Raw genomic sequence first — 22,484 nt, 5'->3', positions numbered from 1 at the left:
CGGTCGGGTTAGGGGGTGACGTGGCGTCCACGGATATCGTGCGCCGCATGCTGCCTGTGCCCCGCGTGCTCCCGACGGAGGAGGCCCGCGACCTGATCGCCCTGGTCCGCGAGATCGCCGACGAGCAGCTGCTCCCCCAGGTCGACGAGGCCGAGGCGCAGGCGCGCTTCCCCCGCGAGATCTTCACCATGCTGGGCCACTCCGGCCTGCTGTCGCTCCCCTATGCCGAGGAGTTCGGCGGCGGTGGCCAGCCCTACGAGGTCTACCTCCAGGCGGTCGAGGAGATCGCCCGCGGCTGGATGTCCGTGGCGGTCGGCGTCTCCGTCCACTCGCTCACCGCCTTCCCGATGGCGACCTCCGGCACCCGCGAGCAGCAGGAGCAGTGGCTGCACGGCATGCTGTCCGGCGACCAGCTGGGTGCCTACGGCCTGTCCGAGCCGCAGGCCGGCTCCGACGTCGCGTCGATCCGCACCCGCGCCGTGCGCGACGGGGACGACTACGTCCTCACCGGCACCAAGTCCTGGATCAGCCACGCGGGGCACGCCGACTACTACACCGTCTTCGCCCGCACCTCCGACGACGGCGGCCGCGGGTTGTCCTGCTTCCACGTCCCGGCGGGCACCGAGGGGCTCACCTTCGCCGAGCCGGAGCGCAAGATGGGGCTGCACTGCGACACGGTCGGCGAGGTCATCTTCGACGGTGTGCGGCTGCCCGCATCCCACCGGGTCGGCGCGGAGGGTCAGGGTATGCCGCTCGCGCTGGCCGCCCTGGACGCCGGTCGCCTGGGCATCGCCGCCGCGGCGACCGGTCTGGCGCAGCGAGCGCTGGAGGTCGCGACCGGCTACGCGGGCGAGCGGGAGCAGTTCGGCCGGCCCGTCGCGAGCAACCAGGGGCTGGCCTTCCTCCTCGCCGACATGGCCGCGGCGGTCGGTTCCGCCCGGGCGGCCTACCTGCACGCCGCCCGGCTCAAGGACGCCGGGCTGCCGCACAGCCAGGAGTGCTCGATCGCCAAGCTGGTCGCCACCGACGCCGCCATGCGGGTCACCACGGACGCGGTCCAGGTCCTCGGCGGCTACGGCTACACGACGGACTTCCCCGTCGAGCGCCTCATGCGCGAGGCCAAGGTCACGCAGATCTTCGAAGGAACCAACCAGATCCAGCGGGTCGTCATCTCCCGACACCTGCTCTCCTGAAAGGCATCGACATGCAGATCACCGACAGCACGGTCGCCCTCGTCACCGGCGCCGCGAGCGGCCTGGGTGAGCAGAGTGCGCGCCGACTCCTGGAGGCCGGCGCGCGGGTCGTCCTCGTCGACCTGCCCGGGGGTCGCGGCGAGGAGCTGGCGACCGACCTCGGCGAGCGGGTCGCCTTCGCCCCCGCCGACGTCCGCGACGAGGAGCAGGTCGCCGCAGCGGTCCGGAAGGCGACCGACCTCGGCGAGCTGCGCGTCGTCGTCAACTGCGCCGGCGTCGCCACCCCGGGCCGGGTCCTGTCCCGCCGCGGGGTGCACGAGCTCGAGGCATACCGGACCGTGGTCGAGATCAACCTGGTCGGGACCTTCAACGTGCTGCGCCTCGCCGCCGAGGCGATGGCGGACAACGCGCCGGACGTCGCCGAGCACGGCGACCGCGGGGTGATCGTCATGACCGCGAGCGTCGCCGCCTTCGAGGGACAGATCGGGCAGGCGGCCTACGCCAGCTCCAAGGCCGGGGTCGCCGGGCTGACCCTCCCCGCCGCGCGCGACCTGGCCGACAAGGGGATCCGGGTGATGACCATCGCCCCGGGCGTCTTCGAGACGCCGATGATGGCCGGCCTCGGCGAGGAGGTGAAGGACGCGCTGGAGGCGATGGTCCCGCATCCCTCCCGTCTCGGCAGGCCCGAGGAGTATGCCGCTCTCGTCGCCCACATCGTCGAGAACCCGATGCTCAACGGTGAGGTCATCCGCCTGGACGGCGCGCTGCGGATGCCTCCTCGCTGAGCTCGGCGTCGGGGTCCACCCTCACCGGTCGCGGGGCGGCTCCCGGCCGGACAACCGCCGCACCACCTGGTGCAGCGCAGAGTGGTCCAACCCGCCGTCACCGGTGGTCACAAGCGATCGCATCAGCTGCTGGACGACGCCTCCGACCGGGAGCACCACGCCGGCCTCGCCCGCTGCGGCGTGCGCGATCCGCAGATCCTTGTCGTGCAGCGCCGCCCGGAAGCCCGGCGTGTAGTCCTGCTGCAGGAAGGCGTCCCTCTTCCGGTGGAGCGCGGTGCTGCCGGCGAGGCCGCCGCCCAGGACGTCGACCGCGGCGCCCAGCTCCACACCGTGCGCCTCCAGGAACACCAGGGCCTCGGCGATCAGCTGCAGGTTGCCGGCGACGATCAGCTGGTTGGCCGCCTTGACGACCTGCCCGGACCCCGTCTCCCCCACCCGCACGACGGTGCTGCCGAGGGCCTCGAGCACGGGCAGCGCCTCCTCGTGGTCCTCCTCGCGGCCACCGACCATGATCGACAGCACGGCGTCGATCGCGCCCTGCTCACCACCGCTGACCGGCGCGTCCAGGACCCGGTGGCCACGGGCGCCCAGCTCCGCGGCGACCTCGCGGCTCACGGCCGGATCGATCGTCGACATGTCGACGACCAGGCTGGAGGTCCCCAGCGGCAGGTCGTCCGCGAGCAGGACGGCGCGGACGTCCGGACCGTCGGGGAGCATCGTCACCACCACGTCGGGGTCGGGGTGCAGCTCGGTCAGGGCGTCGACGACCGGCACCCCGTCCTGCCGGGCACGATCCCGTGACTCGGCGGTGCGGGTGAAGGCGCGCACGTCGAAGCCGCTGCGCACGAGGTTGACGGCCATGGGGCGCCCCATCACCCCCAGCCCGACGAAGGACACCGTCCGCATCTTGCCTCCTGTCTAGATCGCCTCGTCCGCCCGGAGGGCCGAGATCTCCTCCGGCGTGAACGCGAACTCGCTCAGCACCTCCTCAGTATGCTGCCCGTGCAACGGCGGCGGCGTCCGCACCGAGGCAGGGGTCCGGGACAGGTGGTAGGGCGTGCCCAGGAAGCCCAGCTCCCCGACGGGAGTCTGGAGCTGGACGACCATGTTGTTGTGCTGCGTCTGCGGGTCCGTGAACGCCTGGGCCATCGTGTTCACCGGCGCCACGAACATGTCCTCGGCCTCCATCAGCTCGACCCACTCGGCGGTGGTCCGCGCCGTGAGCGCGTCCTCGATGCGCCGGGTGAAGTCCTCCCGGCTCTCGAACCGGGGCCAGTAGCTGCCGAAGCGCTCGTCCTCGGACAGGTCCTCGATGCCGATGATCCGGCACAACGTCCCGATCTGCCGACCGCTGGACAGGGCGATGTGCCCGTCGGCCGTGCGGTAGAAGCCGTAGGGGGGCGGGGTCCACGGGCTGGCGTGGCTGGCCGGCCGCCGCTGCGGCTCCCCGTGCGGGGTGTTGAGCGCGTGGAAGCCCCACTCGGCCAGCCCGGCGATCGCGCTGTCGAAGAGGTTGACCCCGACCTTCTGACCCTCGCCGGTCGCCGCCCGGTGCACCAGCGCGCACACGACGGCATACGCCCCGTTCATCGCCCCCAGCGTGTCGGCGATGGCGGTGCCCACCGGCACGGGCCGTCCCTCGGCGTCACCGTTGACCCTGCCCCACCCCGTGAGCGCCTCCACCAGGACGTCTTGGCCCGGCTTGCGCGCGTAGGGGCCGTCGTCGCCGTACCCGGTGGCCGAGGCGTAGACGAGGTCCGGACGCAGCTCCGCGCACCGTTCGTAGCCCAGACCGAGCCGGTCCATCACGCCCGGCCGGAAGTTCTCGTAGACGACGTCGACCGAGGGCAGCATGCGCTCGATCATCCGGACGCCGGCCGGGTTCTTCAGGTCGACCGTGATGCTGCGCTTGTTGCGGTTGTTGGCGAGGAACCCGGAGGAGTAGATCTTCGAGTCCTCCGCGTTCGAGCCGTAGCTCGACCTCTCGCCGTAGCGGTCGTCCGGGCGACCGTCCGGCGTCAAGGACGTGCGGCGCTCCACCTTGATCACGTCGGCACCCATGTCCGCCAGCATCTGGGTCGCGTAGGGACCCTGCATCCGCTCGGTGAAGTCGAGGATCCTGGTTCCGTGCAACGGCCCGGTCATCGGGCACCTCCTGTGCTGTCGCGGCCGGCTGCCGCCATCGGGGTCGACCCGGAGGACTCCGGGCCTGGCTGACTGGTCGTGGACGCCGACCGGTCCTTGCGGGAGGACCTGGACCAGGGGGCCCGTCGACGCCGTGTCTCGGTGAGGGCGGTGCGCGGGTCGATCCACAGGTAGGTCAGGTCGATCAGCAGGTTGACGACGATGATCATCGAGGCGATGACGAACACGCACGCGGTGACCAGGGGAAGGTCACGGCGCTCGATCGCCTGGATGAACAGCCCCCCGACCCCGGGCCAGGCGAAGATCGTCTCGATCACCACGGCCCCGTTGAGGAAGGTGGCGATCTCGTCGCCTCCGACCGTGATGATCGGGATGAGGCTGTTCTTCAGGGCGTGCTTGCGGACGATCGTGTGCTCCGGCATCCCCTGGGCCCGCAGGGTGGTGATGTAGGGCTTCTGCATCTCCTCGACCATCGCCGAGCGACTCACCTGGGCCAGTCTGCCCAGGGGTCGCAGCGCGAGTGCTGCGGCCGGGAGCACCGCATACTCCAGCCCGCCGTAGCCCGAGGTCGGCAGGAGCTGGAACTGCACGCCGACCACCAGGATGAGCATCAGCCCGAGCCAGAAGTCGGCGATCGAGACCCCGGCCAGCGAGATGGTGGTCAGCGTCCGGTCCAGCGGACCCTCCGGGCGCAGGGCCGAGACGACCCCCAGTGCGAGGGCCAGCGGCACCGCCACGCCGAGGGTGACCGCGGTGAGCAGCAGGGTGGCCGGCAGCCGCTCGAGCACGAGCGGGAGGGCGGGGACGTTCTGCCAGACCGAGACCCCGAAGTCGCCGGTCAGCCAGCCGGAGAGGGAGCGCCAGAACTGCACCAGGATCGGGTCGTTCAGACCCATGCTCTCCCGGGTGTCCAGGTAGAGCTGCTGGGACGCCGAGGGAGGCAGGATCAGCCGGGCCGGGTCACCGATCGCGTTGACGACGAACCACACCGCCACCAGGACCGAGGCCAGGACCAGCACCGCGTGCAGCAGTCGCTTGCCGACATATCGCAGAACCACGTCGTTCTCCTGTGCAGGGGCTGGTGTTCAGTAGGTCTGGCTGGGCGCCGCCGGGGAGCCGTGCTCGTCCGAGGCGGGCTGCCGCGCCAGCTCGAGCTCCGCCGCGGCGGCCCGGGCCAGCAGTCCGGCGTCCGAGACGACGGTGACGAAGTCGTACCCGAGCGCGAGGTAGTGCTGGGCATCCGTGCCCGACCCCGTGTGCATCCCGACCGCCAGACCGCGCTGCCGGCAGGCCTGCTGGATCCGGTCCACGGCCGTGACGAACTCGGAGGTCGTCGTGTTCGGTCGGCCACCGAGCGCCAGGGTGAGGTCGTTGGGCCCGATGTACACGCCGTCCAGGCCGGGGGTGTCCAGGATGGCGTCGAGGTTCTCCAGCGCCGCCGCCGTCTCGATCATCACGATGCAGGCCACCTGCTGGACCTCCTCGGTCTCACCGCTCCCCATCACCTCGCGCGCCCGGATCGGACCGTAGGAACGCTGCCCCTGGGGCGGGAAGCGGCACGCCGACACGGCGCGGGCGGCGTCCTCCGTCGTCTCGATCATCGGCACCACCACGCCGGCCGCCCCGGCGTCGAGCGCCGACATGATCGCGGGCGGCTCGTTCCACCGGACCCGGACGAGCGGTGCGGCGCCGGAGGCGTCGATCGCCTGCAGCATGGGCACCATGGTGGAGTCGTCGATCAGCCCGTGCTGCTGGTCGACGCAGACGTAGTCGAAGCCCTGCCGACCCAGCACCTCCGCCGCCACGGTGTCGGGAAGGGTGCACCAGGCACCGGTCATCTGCGCGTCCTGGGCCCAGTGGGTGAAGAAGGGGTTGCTGTACACGTCGTCGCTCCTGGTCTGGTGGTGGAAGGGGTCCGGCACGGCCGGGCCGCCGTCGTGGGCGGCCCGGCCGCGGGTCTCACTCGGTGACGGTCATCTCCTTGAGCAGGATGAAACCGTCCATCCTCGGGGTCCAGTCCACGCGCTCGGTCATGCCGAAGTTGAAGTTCGGCTGGCCGATCGGCACCACCGGGACCTCCTCGTAGACGTACTCGGCGATGGCGGCGAGGGCCTCTTGGCGCTCGTCGTCGCTCGTCGTGACCGCCTCGGCATACATGTCCTCCAGCGTGGGGTCGCAGTAGGCGGACGTCTGCCCGTCGCAGCTGTAGTAGCCACCGATGGAGCCGGCGTAGTCCATCAGCTCCTGGCCGTGCTGCTGGAGCCCGGCCCAGGCCCGGTCCTCGGGGATGTTGTCGTAGCCGATCGTCCACTGCTCCTCGAAGGCCGCGGTCTCCTGCGTCTCGCTGGTGGCCCCGGTCAGCCCGATCTCCTGCAGCTCGGCGGAGATGACCTGGACCGCCTCGCTGGCCCGGAGGATGAAGCCCTCACGGGCGATCACGGTGATCGGTGCGGTCACGTCCACCCCGTCGGCCTCGGCCTCGGCGACGAGCTCGGCCGCGCGGTCGGGGTCGTAGGGGTAGGGCTCGAGGTCGGCGTAGCCGACGGCACCTGGCCCGACGATCTGGCCGACGGTCTCACCGCCGCCGAGGATGTCGTTCATGATCTGGTCCTTGTCGATCGCCAGGGCGATCGCCTCACGGACCCGCTGGTCGGCCAGCACCGGGTTCGGCGTGTCCAGTCGCAGGACCACCGTCTCCACCGTCGGCGTGGACTCGCAGACCGGAGCAGCGTCGCACTGCTCCGACGTGATCCGCGGGGCCAGGTCGGCCTCGTTGCTGGACAGCATCCCGGCCCGCACCTCGGTCTCCGGACGGAACACGTAGGTGGCCTGAGCGATGTCCTGCTCACCCATCGCGTCGTCGGAGTCCGCGCCCCACCACTCCTCGTTGGCGGTCAGCACGATGTTCTGGCCGCGGTTCCAGGACTCGAAGGCGTACGGCCCGGTGCCGATCGGGTTCGTCTCGTAGGCGTCGCTGTCGTCCACCTGCTCGGGCGAGGGGATGGTGACGAAGTACAACCGCGTGGGCAGGATCGGGTCGGGACTCGCGGTCTCCACGTTCAGCGTGTACTCGTCCACGGCGCTGGCGGTCACGTCCGGCCCCAGGAACGTCCTCATCGGGAAGGCGTTCTCGGGGTCCAGCACGAAGTTCAGCGAGGTGGCGGCCGCCTCGGCGTTGAAGGGGGTCCCGTCGTGGAAGGTCACTCCCTCGCGGAGCGTGAACTGCCAGTTGGTGTCGTCGATCTGCTCCCACTCCAGGGCCAGCTCGGGAACCAGCTCGTTGGAGTCCGGATCACGGTTCAGGAGCGCCTCGGTCACGTTGCGCAGGACCGGGTGTCCATCGTTGGAGTAGGCGTTCCAGCTCGCCAGCGTGCGTGGCTCCTCCGGGAGCGCGATGGTCACCTCCGCACCTCCGGCTTCGCCCGCCGGCTCGTCGGCGTCGCCTCCGCTGCAGGCGCCGAGCACCAGGGCGGATGCGGCCAGGCCCGCCACCACGGCGGATCGTCCGGACGGCAGGTGCGCCCGCCGCCTCGTCGTCAGTGGTGTCACTTGCTTCTCCTCTCGGTTGCGGGCGTCATCGTTGACGTCCGTCCGGTGGTGCGGCTCTGCTGCCGTCCACGGGTTCTTGGTCCCCCCGGAACCGTCGCGTCGCACTGGCGTAGCGCGGGTCCTGGTGGGTGGCATCCCCGGCGAGCGCCTGGAAGGCGGCGACCAGTCCGCGCTCCGAGGGCGGCTCGGGTCGCAGCGCGACCATGGCCAGCCGGAGCGCCAGCGGGTTCCGCGTCGCCAGGTCGGCGGCCAGCGTGTGTGCCGCGCGGTCCAGCTCCTCGTCCTCGACGACCCGGGTCACCAGGCCGCGGGCGAGTGCCTCGGACGCGTCCACCGTCCGACCGGTGAGGATCCAGTCCGTCGCCACCCCCAGCCCCACCACCGGGGCGAGTCGCTGCAGTCCCCCGGAGCCGGGCAGGCTGCCCAGGCTCACCTCCGGGAGGGCGAAGCTCGCGCCCTGCGCGGCGATCCGGATCGTGCACGCCAGGGCCAGCTCCAGCCCCCCACCGACGCACCAGCCGTGGAGGGCGGCGACCACCGGCACCCTGCACCCCGCCACCAGGTTCTTGGTCGAGAAGTCCAGCTCCACGTAGTCCTGCTCGGCACGTCCGCTGAGCTCGCCGATCTCGCGCAGGTCGGAGCCGGAGCAGAAGGCCCGTCCCGCACCCCGCACCACGATCGCGCCGACGTCGTCGTCGGCCTCCAGCTCGCGCACCGCCTGCGCGAGAGCCCGGTGAGCGGCCGAGTCGAGGGCGTTCAGCACGTCGGGCCGGTTGAGCGTGATGGTGCCGACCCGGTCCACGTCCCGGCTGACGACCACGCTCTCCTGCACCTGGTCCGTCGTCATGGCCGGCTCGCCCCCGTCGGCTGGGCGGAGCGGCGGGCGGTCAGCTTGGCCCGCTCCGAGCGCGGGTCCGGCTCGGGCACGGCCGCCATCAGCGCCCGGGTGTACTCGTGCTGCGGGTCCTCGTAGATCTGCTCCCGCGTGCCGATCTCACGGATCGTGCCGTCCTGCATGACGGCGATCCGGCCGCAGAGGTGGCGCACCGTCGACAGGTCGTGCGCGATGTAGACCAGCGTCAGGTCGAGGCGGTCCATGAGCTCGGCGAAGAGGTTCAGGATCTGGGCCTGGATGGAGACGTCCAGGGAGGCGACGGGTTCGTCGCAGACCAAGAGCTTGGGCTTGAGCGCCAGCGCACGGGCGATCCCGATCCGCTGCCGCTCACCACCGGAGAAGGCTGCCGGTTTGCGGGTCAGGTGGTCCGGGCGCAGCCCTACCAGCTCGAGCAGCTCGACCACCTCGTCCTGCACCGTCGACGACGACTCGCGGGGTCGGTGGATGCGGATCCCCTCGGCGATGATGTCGGCCACCGTCATCCTGGGGTTGAGCGAGGAGTACGGGTCCTGGAAGACGAGCTGCGCGGTGGAGCGGAGCCGCCGGAGGGCCGGGCCCTTCAGGGCGAGCATGTCCTGGCCGTCGAGACGGACCTCGCCGGCGGTCGGTTCGATCAGCCGCAGCACGCACCGGGCCGTCGTCGACTTCCCCGACCCGGACTCCCCCACCAGCCCGAGCGCCTCGCCCGGCATCACGTCGAAGGAGACGTCGTCCACGGCGCGGACGAGCCCGGGGCCGTGCCCGAACTCCCGCACCAGCCCTCGCACCTGCAGCAGCGGGGTCGTCATCGCAGCTCTCCGGGTCGCTCGGCCAGCCACTCCGCGCGGAGGCAGGCGCTGGGGTGCTCGCCACCGGGCGGCACCTCCAGCGGGGGCGGGGTGGTGCGGCACTCCGGCTGCACGTACTGGCACCGAGGGTGGAACGGGCACCCGGTGGGGAGCCGGGAGGGGGCCGGGGGGCCACCGCCGATGGTGACCAGACGCTCCGGGACGGGACCGGTGATCCGAGGGAGGGACTCGAGCAGCCCCAGGGTGTACGGGTGGATGGAGCGGTAGTAGAGCTCGTCGGTGCTGCACTCCTCCATGACCCGGCCGGCATACATGACGATGACCCGCTCGGCGAGACCGGCGAGGATGCCGAGGTCGTGCGTGATGAAGACCACGGCGACGCCCTGCTCGTCGGTGAGCCGGTAGAGCAGGTCGATGATCTTGGCCTGCACCCGCACGTCCAGCGCGGTGGTGGGCTCGTCCGCGATGACCAGGCGGGGCTGGCCGATGAGCGCCATCGCGATCATCACCCGTTGGCGCATCCCTCCGGAGAACTGGTGCGGGTAGTTCCTGGCACGTCGGGCCGGGTCGGGTATGCCCACCTCGCCCAGCATCTCGATCGCGCGGCGATGGGCCTCCTTCTTCGGGACCTTGCGCAGCAGCAGCGGCTGAGCCACCTGGTGCCCGATGGTCCGGGTCGGGTCCAGGGCGGACAGCGGGTCCTGGAAGACGTAGCTGATGTCCCATCCACGGAGCGCGCGCAGCCGGTCCTGGGGCGCCGTGAGCAGGTCCTCGCCCTCGAAGACGATGCTGCCGGTCGTGTGCTCCCTCGGCGTCAGCCCGAGGAGGGCCTGCGCGGTGACCGACTTGCCCGAGCCCGACTCGCCGACGATGCCCAGCCGCTCCCGCGGACGGACGTCGAAGGACATGCCGTTCACGGCCCGGATGGGCCCCTCTGCCGAGGGGAAGGTGACGGTGAGGTCACGCACCGACAGCATGGCCGAGCCCACGTCGGCCGGGGCGCTGGTGTCCGGTCTGGCCTGGGTGCTCATCGGCGACTCCCTCCCGTGCTGCCCGCCGCCAGGGCGGACAGGACCTGCTCCGTGTGCTCCCCGTGCGCCGGCGGGCTGGTGGGTGGTCCCAACGGGGTCCCGGAGAACCGGGCCGGCGGTGCCACCAGGTGCACGGGGCCGTGCCGGCCCTCGACCGTGACGATCCGACCGGTGCTGGTGACCTGGGGGTCCCTCGCGGCCTCGTCGAGGGTGAGCACCGGGGCCGCGTAGATGTCCCGCGCGACCATGAGCTCCATCCACTCCGCGGTGCTCCGGGTCCGCAGGCGGCTCTCCATCAGCTGCTCCATCTCCTCCCGGTGCTCGTCGCGCACGGCGAAGTCGGCGAAGCGGGGGTCCTCGGTGAGGTCCGGCAGACCGAGCACCTCGCAGATCTGCGGGATCTGCCTCCCGCTGGACAGGGCGAGGTAGCCGTCGGCCGTCGCGTAGAACCCGTAGGGAGGCGGGATGTACCCGTGGCCGTGCATCGCGGTGCGCCGCTCGGGCTCGGGTGCGTCGCTGTTGAGCAGGTGCACGAGGTGCTCGGACAGCGCGGCCAGCGCGCTGCCCAGAAGGTCCACGTGCACCCGCTGGCCCTCGCCGGTCCGCTGCCGATGGATCAGTGCCGCGAGCGCCGCGGCAGCACCGTTGAGGCCGCCGAGGACGTCCGTGATCGAGAGCCCGACCGGGAGCGGTCGCCCGTCGGGGGCTCGGTTGGCCTGCCCGAGGCCGCTGAGCGCCTGGGCCAGGACGTCCTGCCCGGGGCGGTCGCGGTAGGGCCCGTCGGGTCCGTAGCCCGAGGCGGACACGTAGACGAGTCCGGGGTTGTCGACGGCCAGCTCGTCGTAGCCCAACCCCAACCGGTCCAGGACCCCGGGGCGGAAGTTCTCGTAGAGCACGTCGGCGGACCGGGCCAGCCGTTGGGCGGCCCGCACCCCGTCGGCCGACTTGAGGTCCAGCACCACGGAGCGCTTGTTCCGGTTGTTGGCCAGGAAGGTCGCGCGGTAGAGCGAGGTGGGGGCCGGCTCACCCGGTGTCTGGTAACGCTCGTCGGCCCGGCCGTCCGGCGTCAGCGCGCTCGGCCGCTCGACCTTGATCACCTCGGCGCCGAAGTCGCCGAGCATCTGGGTCGCGTAGGGTCCCTGCACCCGCTCGGTGAAGTCCAGCACCGTCACTCCGTCCAACGGGCCGCTCACGGGACCACCGCCGACGGGGGTGCCTGGAACGACACGAAACGGACCTCGGTCATCTCGACGACCGCGCTGGCAGGCCCCTCCCGGGTGTTGCCGGAGTCCCCGACGCCGCCGTACGGCTGCTGGTCCAACCGGGTCGTGGGGATGTCGTTGACGAGGACCCCGCCGAAGTCGAGCTCCCGCATCGCCCGCAGCGCCAGACCGAGATCGCCGGTGAAGATCCCGGCCTGCAGGCCGTATGGCGTCTCGTTGGCGATCGCGAAGGCCTCCTCCGGCTCGTCGAACGGCACCACGGTCAGCACCGGCCCGAACGCCTCGGCGTCCCGCAGCTGGGACCCTGTCGGCGCCTGGTCGACCACGGTGGGTCGGAGGCAGGCGCCGTCGCGGACACCGCCGGCGACCAGGGCGGCACCCATCCCCGCTGCCTCGTCGATCCACTCCTGCACCCGTTGGGTGGCGGCCGGGAGGATCAGCGGACCGACGTCGGTGGTGTCGTCGAACGGGTCGCCGACGACCAGGGCGTCGGCCCGCCGGCCGAGCTCGGCGACGAGCTCCTCGTGCCGGCTCCGGTGCACGAGCACCCGCTGCACCGAGATGCAGCTCTGCCCGGCCGTGCCGTAGGCGGCCCGCGCGATCCGCGCCGCGGCCTCGGCGACGTCGGCGTCCGCGGCCACGATGGCGGGCGCGTTCGACCCCAGCTCGAGGGCGACCCGCTTGCGGTGGGCGGTGCGGGCGATCCCCCACCCCACCGTGGTGCTGCCGGTGAAGGTGACCAGGCGCGGGGTGGGGTGCTCCACGAGCGCGGGACCGGCGGAGGTCCCGTCGTCGGTGAGCACGGTGACCCAGTCCTCGGGCAGCCCCGCCTCGAGCAGCAGCTCGTGCAGCGCCAACGCCGTCAGGGGGGTCTGGTGGGCCGGCTTGAGCACGACGGCGCAGCCGGCGGCGATCGCGGGTGCCACCTTGTGGAGCACCGTGTTGAGCGGGAAGTTGAAGGGGGTGATGGCGGCCACGACGCCGACCGGCAGGCGCAGCGCCATCGCCACCTTGCCCTCGCCGGTCGGGGTCGCCTCCGCGGCCACCACGTCCCCGGTCAGGGTTCGCGCCTGGGCGGCGGCGAAGCGCACCGTCTCGGTGGCGCGGGCCACCTCGGTGCGCGCGTCCCGGATCGCCTTGCCGTTCTCCAGCGTGATGATGCCGGCCAGCCGCTCGGTGTGCTCGCCGAGGAGCAGCGCCAGCCGGTCGAGCACCAGCGCCCGCTCCCACTGCGGCAGACCTCGGTCCTGTGCCCCCTGCGCCGTCCGGCAGGCGGCATCCACCTCTGCCGGTCCGCACCGGGCGACCGACGCGACCACCTCCTGCGTGTAGGGGTCGAGCACGTCCACCTGGCCGGTGCCGGGGAACTGCTGCACGTTGCCGGGCAGCCCGGCCCGGGTGGCGGCACGGCGGTCCTGGGCCGAGGTGGCCTCGCCGGGGGCGGCGCCGACGGATGTGGTCTGGGTCGTCATGTCAGATCCCTTCACCGATGGTGACCTTGCTGAACTGGGCCTGGCTCGACCGGGACCGGAGCCAGGTGGCGATGATGTTGACGCTGAGGGTGGTGAGCAGGATGGCGACCCCGGGGACCGCGACGAGCCACCACGCGCTGGTGAGGTATTCGCGTCCCTCGGCGAGCATCAGCCCCCACGAGGACTCCGGTGGCTGGATCCCGAGGCCGAGGAAGCTCAGGCTGGCCTCGGTGAGCATCATCACCGCCAGCTCCAGGGTGGCGAGCACGAGGATGGGGCCGAGGATGTTGGGCAGCAGGTGCCGCACGATGATGCGCCTGCCGGGTGCCCCGAGGGAGCGGGCCGCCTCGACGAAGAGCTCTTCCCGCAGCGCGAGCACCAGTCCCCGACTCACCCTGGCGTAGACCATCCATCGGGTCACGGCCAGGACCAGCACGACATTGATGAAGCTGGGTCCGAGGACGTACAGCACGAGCAGGGCGATCAGCAGCGAGGGCACGCTCATCTGCAGGTCGACCAGACGCCCGACGACGTCGTCGAACCAGTTCCGGTAGTAGCCTGCGATCATGCCCACGGTGGTCCCGAAGAGACCGGAGACGACCACGCTGGCGGCGGCGACGGTCAGCGAGATCTGCCCGCCGAGCATCACCCGGGACAGCTCGTCCCGGCCCAGCGGGTCGGTCCCCAGCAGGTGGATCCCGCCGTCCGGGTTCGGCGTCAGCGGCGGCCGGTTGCGCATCGCGACGTCCTGGGCATACGGGTCGAAGGGCGCGACCCAGGTGACCAGCAGCGCGCTGCCGACCGCGACCACCAGGACCAGCGCGCTCAGCGACACCAGCTTGTGGTGCCACACGAAGCGCGCCAGGCGTCGTGCGGGGCTGCGCGCGGAGGAGTGCGATGAGGTCATGTCGTCACCCGAGCATCGAGACGCCGCCGTCGACGTAGATCGCGGCGCCCGTGATGAAGGACGCGTCCGGGGACAGGAGGAACTCGGCGGTGGCCGCCTGCTCCTCGGGCTCCGACAGCCGGCCGAGCGGGATCCCCGGCCGGAACGCCTCGAGCGACCCCCGCAGCTTGTCCTCCAGCACCTGGGGACCGTCGGTGCGGACCGCCTCCTCGATCATCGGGGTCCTCGTCACCCCCGGGCACAGGGCGTTGGCGCGCACCCCGTCCGCCGCGAGCTCCAGAGCCACCTGCCTGGTCAGGTGCAGCACCGCCGCCTTGCTCACGCAGTAGGCGGACTGGTTCATCCGGGCGGCGTTGGCGGTGACCGAGGCCACCGTGACGATGGCTCCGTGGGTGCGCACCAGGTGAGGGCGGCAGGCCCGGATGGCGATCAGGGTGCCCATGACGTTGACCCGGTGCACCCGGTCCCAGGTGTCCAGGTCGATCTGGTGGAACGGCGCGGCCGGCTGCCTGATGCCCGCGGCCGTCACCAGGCCGTAGAGGGGGCCGAAGGCCTGCTCCGCCTGGTCCACCGCGGCCAGCATCTGCTGCTCGTCGCAGGTGTCGGCGCTCACTCCCAGCGCCTCGTGACCGGCGTCGGTGAGCTCCCCGGTGACCCGCTGCACGGCGTCCTGGTCCAGGTCGCAGACCACCACCCGCGCGCCGGAGGAGGCGAGTCGACGCGCCATCGCCGCGCCCATGCCACCGCTACCTCCGGTGATCAGTACGGGTTCGGAGGAAAATCTCATCGTGCTCCCAGCCTCTCGATCACGGCGGTGGTGACGTCCTCCGTGGAGGCGGTCCCACCGATGTCCGGGGTCATGACCCCGTCGTCCAGCACCTGCTCGATCGCCGACATGAGGTCGTCGGACGCCTGCGCCTCCTGGAGGTGCTCGAGCATGAGCACCGACGACCACAGCTGGCCCACCGGGTTGGCGATCCCCTGCCCCGCGATGTCCGGGGCGGAGCCGTGCACCGGCTCGAACATCGAGGGGAAGCGGCGTTCGGGGTTGATGTTCGCCGAGGGCGCGACCCCGATGGATCCGGCCACGGCGGCGGCGAGGTCGGTGAGGATGTCGCCGAACAGGTTGGAGGCGACGACCACGTCGAAACGCGTGGGGTCCAAGGTGAAGAGCGCCGCCAGGGCGTCGATGTGGTACTGCGAGGTGGTGATGTCCGGGTGGGCGGCCGCGCGGTCGGCGAAGACCTCGTCCCAGAAGGGCATCGTGTAGACGATCCCGTTCGACTTGGTCGCCGAGGCGAGCGAGCCCCGCCTCCGGCCGGCCAGGTCGAAGGCGTAGTCCATGACCCGGCTGACCCCTCGCCGGGTGAAGACGGACTCCTGGACCGCGATCTCGTGCTCGGTCCCGCCGTACAACCGCCCACCGATCCGGGAGTACTCGCCCTCCACGTTCTCCCGGATGACGACGAGGTCGAGGCCGGTGACCCGCTCGGGGACCAGCGGGCTGGGCACCCGCGGCAGCAGCCGGGCCGGCCGCAGGTTGACGTACTGGTCGAACTCCCGGCGGATCGGGATGAGCATCCCCCACAGGGACACGTGGTCCGGGACCCCGGGGGCTCCGACCGCACCCAGCAGGATGGCGTCCGCCGGCGCGAGGATGCTGAGCGCGTCCTCCGGCATCATCGAGCCGGTGCGGCGGTAGTACTCGCACCCCCACTCCTGCAGCTCCCACACGAAGCTCATCCCGTGCTTGGCCCCGAGTGCGTCCAGCACCCGGATGGCGGCGGGGAGCACCTCGTGGCCGATGCCGTCGCCGGGAAGACCGGCGATCCGGTAGGTCCGGGTGTCCTGGCTCATGCTGCCCTGCCTTCCCAGCGCAGCTGCGCCCGCGCGTCCGTCGTCCGGTGTCCTGCTTCGTCCTCGATCCACAGCTCGAGGCCCACCACTCCGTCGTCCGACACGTCGGTCACCAGGCCTTGGCACAGCAGTGGCGCCCCGACCAGGTCGATGCCGCGGTAGCGGACGGAGAACTGCTGCAGCCAGCTGCCCGCGGGCGCCCAGGTCAGGGCGAGCTCCTCCAGGAGTCCGGCCTTGAGGAAGCCGTGCACGATCACCGAGGGGAATCCGCGCTCGCGCGCATAGGCGTCGTCGAAGTGGATCGGCGACGGGTCCTGCGCGGCACCGGCGTAGCGCACCAGCTGGGTACGGGTGGTGAACCTCACCCGGGACGGCAGGGCGCTGCCCGGTGCGGGGAGGGAGCCTGCGCTCATCGACCAGCCACCTCCGACGTGCCCGAGGCCGGGACCGCGAAGCCGAGGACGTGCCCGCAGCGGGAGGTGGCCACGACCGCTCCCGAGGCGTCCGTCATCTCGTTCTCCCGGACCCGGAAGAGCAACGTGCCGCTGGAGCCCTGCTTCTCATAGACCTCCGTGTAGCGGGTGGTCACCGTGATCTCGTCGCCGACCTGCAGCGGGCGGACGTACTCCACCTCGTTGAACGCGTTGCCTCCCCCGGTGCGGGGGAACGGCAGCTCGAGCAGGAACCCGTCCAGGTGGAGGTCCCGCCGCTCCACGGGGTCGAGCGCGCCGAAGTAGGTGGCCGGGACCCGGCCCGAGGGGTCTGGCTCGCGCTCGTGCGCCCGGGCGAAGTGCTCGAGGTCGTTCTCCTGCACCTGGTAGCGGAAGGTGCCGGCCACCTCGCCGAGACGGAGCGCCCGTCGCAGCTGCTCCACGGGGAGCGCGGAGCCCGGGCCCGCGGGACCCGTCCGCGCCCGCGCCAGGACGCGCACCGTCGTCCGGCCGTCGGGGCGGCGCGACCGGAGCTCGCAGCCCAGGACCTCGTCCCCGGCCTCGCCGGGGACGACCTCGACCACCTCACCGTCGAAGACCAGCGGTTCGCCGACCGGCGCGGGTGCGAGATAGGTGGCCTCCACGTCGGTGATCCGTGCCGGCCGGCCCAGCCACCGTCGGAGCTGCTCGACCAGCACCGCCACCTGGAGCGGACCGTGCACGACGGCGCCCTCCAGGCCGCGCGCACGTGCCGCGGCGTCGTCGTGGTGGATCTCGGAGAAGTCGTCCGCGCCGGCTCCCCAGCGCAGCAGCGAGGACGCCGCCACCGTGACCGGGCCGACGGGCGGCATGCGGTCCCCCTCGGTCGTCGGCGCGGTCATCGGGCCACCTCCAGGTCGAGGCTGGTCCCGGTGCACCAGCCGACCCGCTCGCCCGTGCCGGGTCGCACCAGCTCGGTGAGGAAGATGGTCCGGACGAGTCGTGCCCCGCGGCTGGTCCGGCGCTCCTCGATGCTCGCGACCGAGCTGACGGACACGAGCTCCTCGCCCTCCTCGAGCTCGAGCAGCTGGCTCCAGCTGCTCCCGCCGTCGATCTGCCGGTCGAGCGCCGCCGGACGGGGCAGCCCGGCCCGGAGCGCGTGCACCAGCGGGTCGGGGCAGACGTCCTGGAGGGTGATCGCCCGGGCCGTCGCACCGTCGCCGCCGGGGCCCAGGACCAGCTCGACCGCAGCGTGCAGCAGCTCCGCCTGACGGGCGGTCGCCCGCACCCGGCGCGGGCGGGACAGCTCGCCGGTCCGCACGCCGCCGTGCTCGTCCAGCCGTGCCCAGGACACGGTGCCCTCCTCGACGCTCACTCCCGGCCCCCGGACGACGCATGAGAGGAAACGTTTTCAACAACGGGCCGACGAAGAGCAGTCTGCAGGCGGCACCCGTGCCCCGCGGACGGCATACGTCCGGGGAGAGACGGCGCCCGGGTCACAGCCAGGCGATCGACCATCAGCATCATTGCTTCTTTCGGAACCGTTTTCAGGAAGTGAGGCAACTGTAGGTGATCACCCGCGTGTGCACAAGGGGTGTCGGCAGGATCGGGCCGCTCGGACCTCAGCCGTCGGTGAACTGCTTGGAGGTGGACTCCCGCACCATCAGGCGCGTCGGGAGCACGACGGTGTGGGCCATCCGTCGGCCGTCCTCCAGCCGGTGCAGCATCATGTCGGCCGCCCGCCTGGCCATGTCAGGCACGTGACGCCACACCGAGGTCAGCGACGGCGACCACAGGGCGACCACGGGGTCGTCGTAGTAGGTGGCGACCGCGATGTCCTCACCGATCCGCACCTTGCGGCGACGCAGCTCGGCGAGGGCGCCGACGACCGCCGCGGTGTTGCCGTTCGCCAGCACGATCGCGGTGGGGGGCTCCGGGTCGTCCAGGAGGCGGGCCACTCCCTCGCTCCCGTGCTCCTCGGACCCGCGACCGCTGATGAGGAAGTCGGGGCGGATCGTCAGCCCGTGCTCCTGGGCGACGTCCTGCATGCCCAGGATCCGCTCCCGGGTGGAGTAGAGGGCCTCGGACCCGCTGATCATGGCCAGCCGCCGGTGGCCCTTGTCCACCAGGTGCTCGCTCAGCTGCTGGGCGCCGTAGCGGTGGTCGCTCAGCACGGCGCTGACGTCGATGTCGTCGACCTGGCGGTCGAAGAGGACCACGGGGACCGTCCACGAGCGCAGCGCCGTCGCCAGCAGGGGGTTCCGGTCGTCGGCGAAGGAGGCGACGAGTCCGTCGACCCGGCGCTGCTTGAGCACCAGCAGGTTCTCCAGGTCGACCTCGCTCAAGCCGTTGGAGTTGGTGAGGATGACGTTGTAGCCCGCCCGGCGCAGCTCGCTCTCGAAGATGTCCATCATCTGGGCGTTGAAGGGGTTGAGCACGTCGTTGACCAGCATCCCCACGGTCTTGGTGTAGCCGCGTCGCAGACCGGCGGCGAGCAGGTCCGGCTGGTAGTTGACCTCGTCCACCGCCCGGAGCACGCGCTCGCGCAGCTCCGGACTGACGTTGGGATAGCCCCCGAGCACCCGCGTCACCGACGACGGCGACACCCCAGCGCGAAGCGCGACGTCCCGGATGTTCGACATCTGCTCCCCTTCTGCTGCCGGTGGGCGAAGACTACAGGCTCACCAACGCCCCGCAGAGCATCAGCGCCGGGAGGGCCAGGGCCAGCACGAGGAGCACGTGGCCCGCGTTCGACCGCGCAACCTGGAAGCCGTTCAGGCCGAACCTGCCGGCCAGGTAGACGTTCAGCCCTGAGACCGGCCCCACCGACGCCGATGCGCCCCAGGCGATCGTCGCCGAGAGGGCGAAGAGGGTCGGGTCCGGCTGCGTCGGGGCCATCAGGACCGCCACCATCGCGATGCTGATGATGGGGTGGATGCCGACCACCGACAAGGCTGTCATGGCCAGCACGCACACCCAGGCCACCAGCACGGTGAACTCGCGGACCGGGGCCTGCACCCCCAGCTGACCCACCAGGACGGACAGGCCCACCGAGAGGACCCCGGCCGCCACGAAGAGCGCGGCCTCGCCACGCAGTCGCGGAAGTCCCCGGACGACGTGCCTGCCGAGGGCGCGGGGGAGGTCGCCGCGCAGCATCCGCGCGCCGAGCACCACGCTCACGAGGAGCGCGGAGAGCAGGACGACGGTGGACACCGGCAGGCCGGGGGCGGCGGCGTGGCCGACCAGGACGCAGAGGAGCAAGGACACCGGCAGGAGGAGCATCCTCGGCGTGACCGCGTAGCCTTCGTAGTCCGCCGACTCCTCCGGGAAGCGGCGCTGCAGCAGGACCAGGCTGAGCGCCAGGGCGAGGACCGCGAGCACGCCGCCGCAGAGCACGAGCAGGACGGTGTCGGCCCGGGGGGCATAGGCGATCGCCGTCGCCGACGAGGCCCAGAAGGGCGACCAGAAGGCGGCGACGGAGAAGGACCGGGACAGCAGCAGACCGTCCAGCAGGGCGAGCCGGGGCCGACCCCGCCCCAGGTGCCCGCCGACGATGTCCACGGCGGCGAGGTTGATCACCGAGCCCAGTCCGTGCACCAGTCCGGAGGTGCGCCACAGCGCGACCCGCCCCGCGTGCCGCTCGTGGGCGGGGCTCTCCTGCTGGCGCACCGTGACCAGCCGGGTGAACGAGACCGCGGCGAGCATGCCCACCACACCCTGGTTGAGCGAGGTCAGCTGCGCCGGCCCGGGGCGCGCCCCGAGCAGCATCGCCCAGGCCAGGGCGAGGACGCCCACGGCGACCAGGGTCAGGGCGACCCATCGGGTCACGGGTCGGACGACGAACAGCGCCGCCACCAGCACGACGAGTGCGCCGACACCCGCCACCACGCCTGCTCCCGTGACGAGGTAGCCGAGGGGGACGGTCAGGATGACCAGGGCCAGGCCCAGGCCGACCACCACCTCGGCACGGGCTGACGTGGTCAGTCCTCCAGCCGGGCCAGCACCGGCGCCAGCGAGGCCTTCAGCTCGAGCCCGATGCCCGGAGCGTCCGGCAGCGTGATGTAGCCGTCGACCACCCGGTCACCGTCGGCGAACCCGCCGAAGGGCTCGAAGATGCCCGGGTAGGACTCCGATCCCCGTAGGCCGCAGCCTGACGCGATCGCGAGGTTGAACTGGTGCCCGCCGTGCGGCACGAAGGCCTGCGGGGCCCAGCCCAGCTCGCCGAGCTCGGCCAGGGTGTGCTGGTACTCGGTGAAGCCGTAGCTGAGGGCGGAGTCCATCTGCAGCACGTCCTGCTCCGGGCGCAGCCCGCCGAACCGGGCCAGGTTCACCGCCTCCTGCCGCGACAGCAGGTTCTCCCCCGTGGCCAGCACGCCCGGGTATGCCTCGGCCACGCTCTGGTGACCGGCGTAGTCGAGCGGATCCACGGGCTCCTCGTACCAGTGCAGCGGGAGGTCGCGCAGCGCCTCGGCGTAGCGCACCGCCGTGCCGGTGTCGAAACGGCCGTTGGCGTCGACCGCCAGCGTGCACCCGTCCGGCAGCACCTGCAGCACGGCCTCGATCCGGCGCAGGTCCTCCTCGAGCGGCGCACCCCCGATCTTCATCTTGACCGTGCGGTAGCCCAGGTCCAGGTAGCCCAGCATCTCCTGCTGCAGCGCCTCGATCCCCCGGTCGGGGTAGTAGTAGCCACCGGCCGCGTAGACCCAGACCTTCTCCGACGGCGCACCCAGCCCGGCCGGGGAGCGTTCGGCGATGAGGCGCTGGACGCTGACGCCCGCGAGCTTGGCGGCCAGGTCCCAGGCGGCCATGTCGAGGATGCCGACCGCCACGGCACGGTCCCCGTGACCGCCGGGCTTCTCGTCACGCATCGAGGCGCTCCAGATCCGGGCCGGGTCCAGGTGGCCCGTCGCGGGGTCCACCAGCGTCTCCGGATCGGACCCCAGGACCCGGGGGATGATCCGGTGGTCGAGGATCCCTGGCTGCGCGTAGCGGCCGTTGCTGTTGAACCCGTAGCCGACGACCGGCTTCCCGTCGCGGACCTCGTCGGTGACGATCGCCAGGACGCTGACGTCCATCGAGGAGAAGTTGATGAAGGCGTTGGCCATGTCGGCCTTGATCGGCTCGGTGACGTGCCGGATGTCGATGATGCGCATGGTCAGGCTCCCACCGGCTGTCCCAGCGGGACCCCGGCCGAGGCCAGCGCCTCCCGGATCTCCTCACGGGCACCGGCCTCGAGGGGCATCAGCGGTGCCCTGACGGTGGCGTCGGCGATCAGGCCGCGGTCCACCAGGCCGAGCTTCATCGCCGTGGTGGACTCGATGTGCGACGTGCGGTGGTAGACCGCCTTCGTGATCGGCAGCATCCTGTCGTGGACGGCCTTGGCGCGGTCGTAGTCGTGGGCCTGGGCCGCCTGGAGCAGCTCCACCATGAGTTCGGGGATGAGGGCGGCGTAGCCCACGAGCGCGCCGTCCGACTCCCACATCGTGTGCAGGAGGAACTCGTCCTGGCAGGTCAGCATCTGGATGTCGGGGAACTCACGGCGGATGACCGGGGTCTCGGTGTCCCACCGGATCATGTCCCGGGCACCGTCCTTGATGGCGAAGACCGCGTCGTGGGCGCACAGCTCCAGCAGCAGCTCCAGCGGGTAGGTGGCCTTCGTCGTGGCGGGGAAGTTGAAGGCGATGAGCGGCAGGCCCGCCTGGGCCACCGCCTCGTAGCGACCCTGGACCGCGCCGTCCTGGTAGCCGAAGCGAAGGCTGGACGGCGCCGGGAAGACGAGCAGCGAGTCCGCGCCGGCATCGGCCGCACGCTGCGCCTCCTGCGCCACCACCCGGGTGCCGTCGCCGGTCACGCCTGCCACCAGGTGCAGATCGGGCACCTGCTCCCGGACCGTGCGGATGATCTCGACCCGCTCGCCCTCGGTCAGCGACGTCCCTTCCCCGGCATGCGCGTTGAGCACCACCCCTGTGACGCCTGGGATCGTTTTCAGCCAAGCGCAGTATGCGACGAGGCTGGCCATGTCGACCTCGCCGCTCTGATCGAACGGCGTGACGATGGCCGGCGTCACGCCGCGAAGGTTGGGGACCACCATGATGAAGAACCTCTCGTCGTCCGGCGTCCTCGTCCGAGTTCGCCGCGTCCTACCTGGATATCGAAGGGCACGAAGCCACGTCGGGGCATGCCCGACGACGACCTCACCTGACCCCCGTCCGGCCGGTGTAGCCGATCC

General features: G+C 71.7%; 22 protein-coding genes. 2 read left to right on the top strand and 20 right to left on the bottom strand.

Annotated elements, in window-relative coordinates:
- Nucleotides 1-47: 47 nt before the first annotated feature.
- Complete coding sequence (locus tag FXF60_RS13565) at nt 48-1,193, top strand: acyl-CoA dehydrogenase family protein (protein ID WP_151526513.1); 1,146 nt, start codon at nt 48-50, stop codon at nt 1,191-1,193.
- A gap of 11 nt (nt 1,194-1,204) precedes the next feature.
- Entirely contained in the window at nt 1,205-1,978 is a 774-nt protein-coding gene (locus FXF60_RS13560; protein ID WP_151526512.1) for an SDR family NAD(P)-dependent oxidoreductase, read from the top strand.
- A 21-nt stretch (nt 1,979-1,999) separates the two neighbouring features.
- On the opposite strand, the gene FXF60_RS13555 is transcribed toward FXF60_RS13560, so the two are convergent.
- The 20 genes from FXF60_RS13555 to FXF60_RS13460 all read right to left on the bottom strand — a co-directional run bounded on the left by FXF60_RS13555 (nt 2,000) and on the right by FXF60_RS13460 (nt 22,346).
- Nucleotides 2,000-2,884 carry an NAD(P)-dependent oxidoreductase gene (locus tag FXF60_RS13555; RefSeq protein WP_151526511.1) on the bottom strand — a complete coding sequence of 295 codons (885 nt, stop codon included), beginning with the start codon at nt 2,882-2,884 and terminating at the stop codon, nt 2,000-2,002.
- A 12-nt stretch (nt 2,885-2,896) separates the two neighbouring features.
- Nucleotides 2,897-4,123, bottom strand: coding sequence for a CaiB/BaiF CoA transferase family protein (locus FXF60_RS13550; RefSeq protein WP_151526510.1), 1,227 nt, complete (start codon nt 4,121-4,123; stop codon nt 2,897-2,899).
- Nucleotides 4,120-5,181 carry an ABC transporter permease gene (locus FXF60_RS13545; RefSeq protein ID WP_151526509.1) on the bottom strand — a complete coding sequence of 354 codons (1,062 nt, stop codon included), beginning with the start codon at nt 5,179-5,181 and terminating at the stop codon, nt 4,120-4,122. Before FXF60_RS13545 ends, FXF60_RS13550 begins: the two co-directional genes overlap by 4 nt.
- 27 nt (nt 5,182-5,208) lie before the next feature.
- Nucleotides 5,209-6,006, bottom strand: a complete 798-nt coding sequence (locus tag FXF60_RS13540) for an HpcH/HpaI aldolase family protein (protein ID WP_151526508.1) — start codon at nt 6,004-6,006, stop codon at nt 5,209-5,211.
- Nucleotides 6,007-6,082: 76 nt separating this feature from the next.
- Nucleotides 6,083-7,672, bottom strand: a complete 1,590-nt coding sequence (locus FXF60_RS13535) for an ABC transporter substrate-binding protein (RefSeq protein WP_192796747.1) — start codon at nt 7,670-7,672, stop codon at nt 6,083-6,085.
- Between the two features lie 25 nt (nt 7,673-7,697).
- Complete coding sequence (locus tag FXF60_RS13530) at nt 7,698-8,519, bottom strand: enoyl-CoA hydratase/isomerase family protein (RefSeq protein WP_151526506.1); 822 nt, start codon at nt 8,517-8,519, stop codon at nt 7,698-7,700.
- Complete coding sequence (locus tag FXF60_RS13525) at nt 8,516-9,355, bottom strand: ATP-binding cassette domain-containing protein (protein ID WP_151526505.1); 840 nt, start codon at nt 9,353-9,355, stop codon at nt 8,516-8,518. Before FXF60_RS13525 ends, FXF60_RS13530 begins: the two co-directional genes overlap by 4 nt.
- The gene (locus tag FXF60_RS13520; RefSeq protein ID WP_151526504.1) at nt 9,352-10,386 is read right to left on the bottom strand and encodes an ABC transporter ATP-binding protein; all 1,035 of its coding nucleotides are present in this window, start codon (nt 10,384-10,386) and stop codon (nt 9,352-9,354) included. The genes FXF60_RS13525 and FXF60_RS13520 overlap by 4 nt, the downstream gene beginning before the upstream one ends.
- Nucleotides 10,383-11,579 (bottom strand): CaiB/BaiF CoA transferase family protein, encoded by a 1,197-nt coding sequence (locus FXF60_RS13515; protein WP_151526503.1) that lies wholly within the window; start codon nt 11,577-11,579, stop codon nt 10,383-10,385. Before FXF60_RS13515 ends, FXF60_RS13520 begins: the two co-directional genes overlap by 4 nt.
- Entirely contained in the window at nt 11,576-13,081 is a 1,506-nt protein-coding gene (locus tag FXF60_RS13510; protein WP_151526502.1) for an aldehyde dehydrogenase family protein, read from the bottom strand. The genes FXF60_RS13515 and FXF60_RS13510 overlap by 4 nt, the downstream gene beginning before the upstream one ends.
- 1 nt (nt 13,082) lies before the next feature.
- Complete coding sequence (locus tag FXF60_RS13505) at nt 13,083-13,988, bottom strand: ABC transporter permease (protein ID WP_151526501.1); 906 nt, start codon at nt 13,986-13,988, stop codon at nt 13,083-13,085.
- A 4-nt stretch (nt 13,989-13,992) separates the two neighbouring features.
- Nucleotides 13,993-14,775: an SDR family NAD(P)-dependent oxidoreductase gene (locus FXF60_RS13500; protein ID WP_151526500.1), complete on the bottom strand. Its 783-nt coding sequence runs from the start codon at nt 14,773-14,775 to the stop codon at nt 13,993-13,995.
- The gene (locus FXF60_RS13495; protein WP_151526499.1) at nt 14,772-15,845 is read right to left on the bottom strand and encodes a tartrate dehydrogenase; all 1,074 of its coding nucleotides are present in this window, start codon (nt 15,843-15,845) and stop codon (nt 14,772-14,774) included. Before FXF60_RS13495 ends, FXF60_RS13500 begins: the two co-directional genes overlap by 4 nt.
- Nucleotides 15,842-16,258, bottom strand: a complete 417-nt coding sequence (locus tag FXF60_RS13490; protein WP_151526498.1) for a MaoC/PaaZ C-terminal domain-containing protein — start codon at nt 16,256-16,258, stop codon at nt 15,842-15,844. Before FXF60_RS13490 ends, FXF60_RS13495 begins: the two co-directional genes overlap by 4 nt.
- Nucleotides 16,255-17,157 carry an FAS1-like dehydratase domain-containing protein gene (locus tag FXF60_RS13485; protein ID WP_151526497.1) on the bottom strand — a complete coding sequence of 301 codons (903 nt, stop codon included), beginning with the start codon at nt 17,155-17,157 and terminating at the stop codon, nt 16,255-16,257. Before FXF60_RS13485 ends, FXF60_RS13490 begins: the two co-directional genes overlap by 4 nt.
- Entirely contained in the window at nt 17,154-17,630 is a 477-nt protein-coding gene (locus FXF60_RS13480; protein WP_202879640.1) for a hypothetical protein, read from the bottom strand. The genes FXF60_RS13485 and FXF60_RS13480 overlap by 4 nt, the downstream gene beginning before the upstream one ends.
- Before the next feature lie 247 nt (nt 17,631-17,877).
- Nucleotides 17,878-18,897: a LacI family DNA-binding transcriptional regulator gene (locus tag FXF60_RS13475; RefSeq protein WP_151526495.1), complete on the bottom strand. Its 1,020-nt coding sequence runs from the start codon at nt 18,895-18,897 to the stop codon at nt 17,878-17,880.
- Nucleotides 18,898-18,928: 31 nt separating this feature from the next.
- Nucleotides 18,929-20,215 (bottom strand): hypothetical protein, encoded by a 1,287-nt coding sequence (locus FXF60_RS13470; RefSeq protein WP_151526494.1) that lies wholly within the window; start codon nt 20,213-20,215, stop codon nt 18,929-18,931.
- A 20-nt stretch (nt 20,216-20,235) separates the two neighbouring features.
- Entirely contained in the window at nt 20,236-21,408 is a 1,173-nt protein-coding gene (locus FXF60_RS13465; protein ID WP_151526493.1) for an enolase C-terminal domain-like protein, read from the bottom strand.
- Nucleotides 21,409-21,410: 2 nt separating this feature from the next.
- Complete coding sequence (locus FXF60_RS13460; protein ID WP_151526492.1) at nt 21,411-22,346, bottom strand: dihydrodipicolinate synthase family protein; 936 nt, start codon at nt 22,344-22,346, stop codon at nt 21,411-21,413.
- Nucleotides 22,347-22,484: the final 138 nt, after the last annotated feature.

The sequence above is a fragment of the Serinicoccus kebangsaanensis genome, from assembly GCF_008919445.1.
Lineage (GTDB): Bacteria > Actinomycetota > Actinomycetes > Actinomycetales > Dermatophilaceae > Ornithinicoccus > Ornithinicoccus kebangsaanensis.
This window is presented reverse-complemented; position numbering and strand designations above follow the sequence as displayed.

Coding starts and splice junctions, on each gene's coding strand:
- FXF60_RS13565 (WP_151526513.1), top strand. CDS start 48: ATGCTGCCTGTGCCCCGCGTGCTCCCGACGGAGGAGGCCCGCGACCTG.
- FXF60_RS13560 (WP_151526512.1), top strand. CDS start 1,205: ATGCAGATCACCGACAGCACGGTCGCCCTCGTCACCGGCGCCGCGAGC.
- FXF60_RS13555 (WP_151526511.1), bottom strand. CDS start 2,884: ATGCGGACGGTGTCCTTCGTCGGGCTGGGGGTGATGGGGCGCCCCATG.
- FXF60_RS13550 (WP_151526510.1), bottom strand. CDS start 4,123: ATGACCGGGCCGTTGCACGGAACCAGGATCCTCGACTTCACCGAGCGG.
- FXF60_RS13530 (WP_151526506.1), bottom strand. CDS start 8,519: ATGACGACGGACCAGGTGCAGGAGAGCGTGGTCGTCAGCCGGGACGTG.
- FXF60_RS13525 (WP_151526505.1), bottom strand. CDS start 9,355: ATGACGACCCCGCTGCTGCAGGTGCGAGGGCTGGTGCGGGAGTTCGGG.
- FXF60_RS13520 (WP_151526504.1), bottom strand. CDS start 10,386: ATGAGCACCCAGGCCAGACCGGACACCAGCGCCCCGGCCGACGTGGGC.
- FXF60_RS13510 (WP_151526502.1), bottom strand. CDS start 13,081: ATGACGACCCAGACCACATCCGTCGGCGCCGCCCCCGGCGAGGCCACC.
- FXF60_RS13505 (WP_151526501.1), bottom strand. CDS start 13,988: ATGACCTCATCGCACTCCTCCGCGCGCAGCCCCGCACGACGCCTGGCG.
- FXF60_RS13500 (WP_151526500.1), bottom strand. CDS start 14,775: ATGAGATTTTCCTCCGAACCCGTACTGATCACCGGAGGTAGCGGTGGC.
- FXF60_RS13495 (WP_151526499.1), bottom strand. CDS start 15,845: ATGAGCCAGGACACCCGGACCTACCGGATCGCCGGTCTTCCCGGCGAC.
- FXF60_RS13490 (WP_151526498.1), bottom strand. CDS start 16,258: ATGAGCGCAGGCTCCCTCCCCGCACCGGGCAGCGCCCTGCCGTCCCGG.
- FXF60_RS13485 (WP_151526497.1), bottom strand. CDS start 17,157: ATGACCGCGCCGACGACCGAGGGGGACCGCATGCCGCCCGTCGGCCCG.
- FXF60_RS13475 (WP_151526495.1), bottom strand. CDS start 18,897: ATGTCGAACATCCGGGACGTCGCGCTTCGCGCTGGGGTGTCGCCGTCG.
- FXF60_RS13465 (WP_151526493.1), bottom strand. CDS start 21,408: ATGCGCATCATCGACATCCGGCACGTCACCGAGCCGATCAAGGCCGAC.
- FXF60_RS13460 (WP_151526492.1), bottom strand. CDS start 22,346: ATGGTGGTCCCCAACCTTCGCGGCGTGACGCCGGCCATCGTCACGCCG.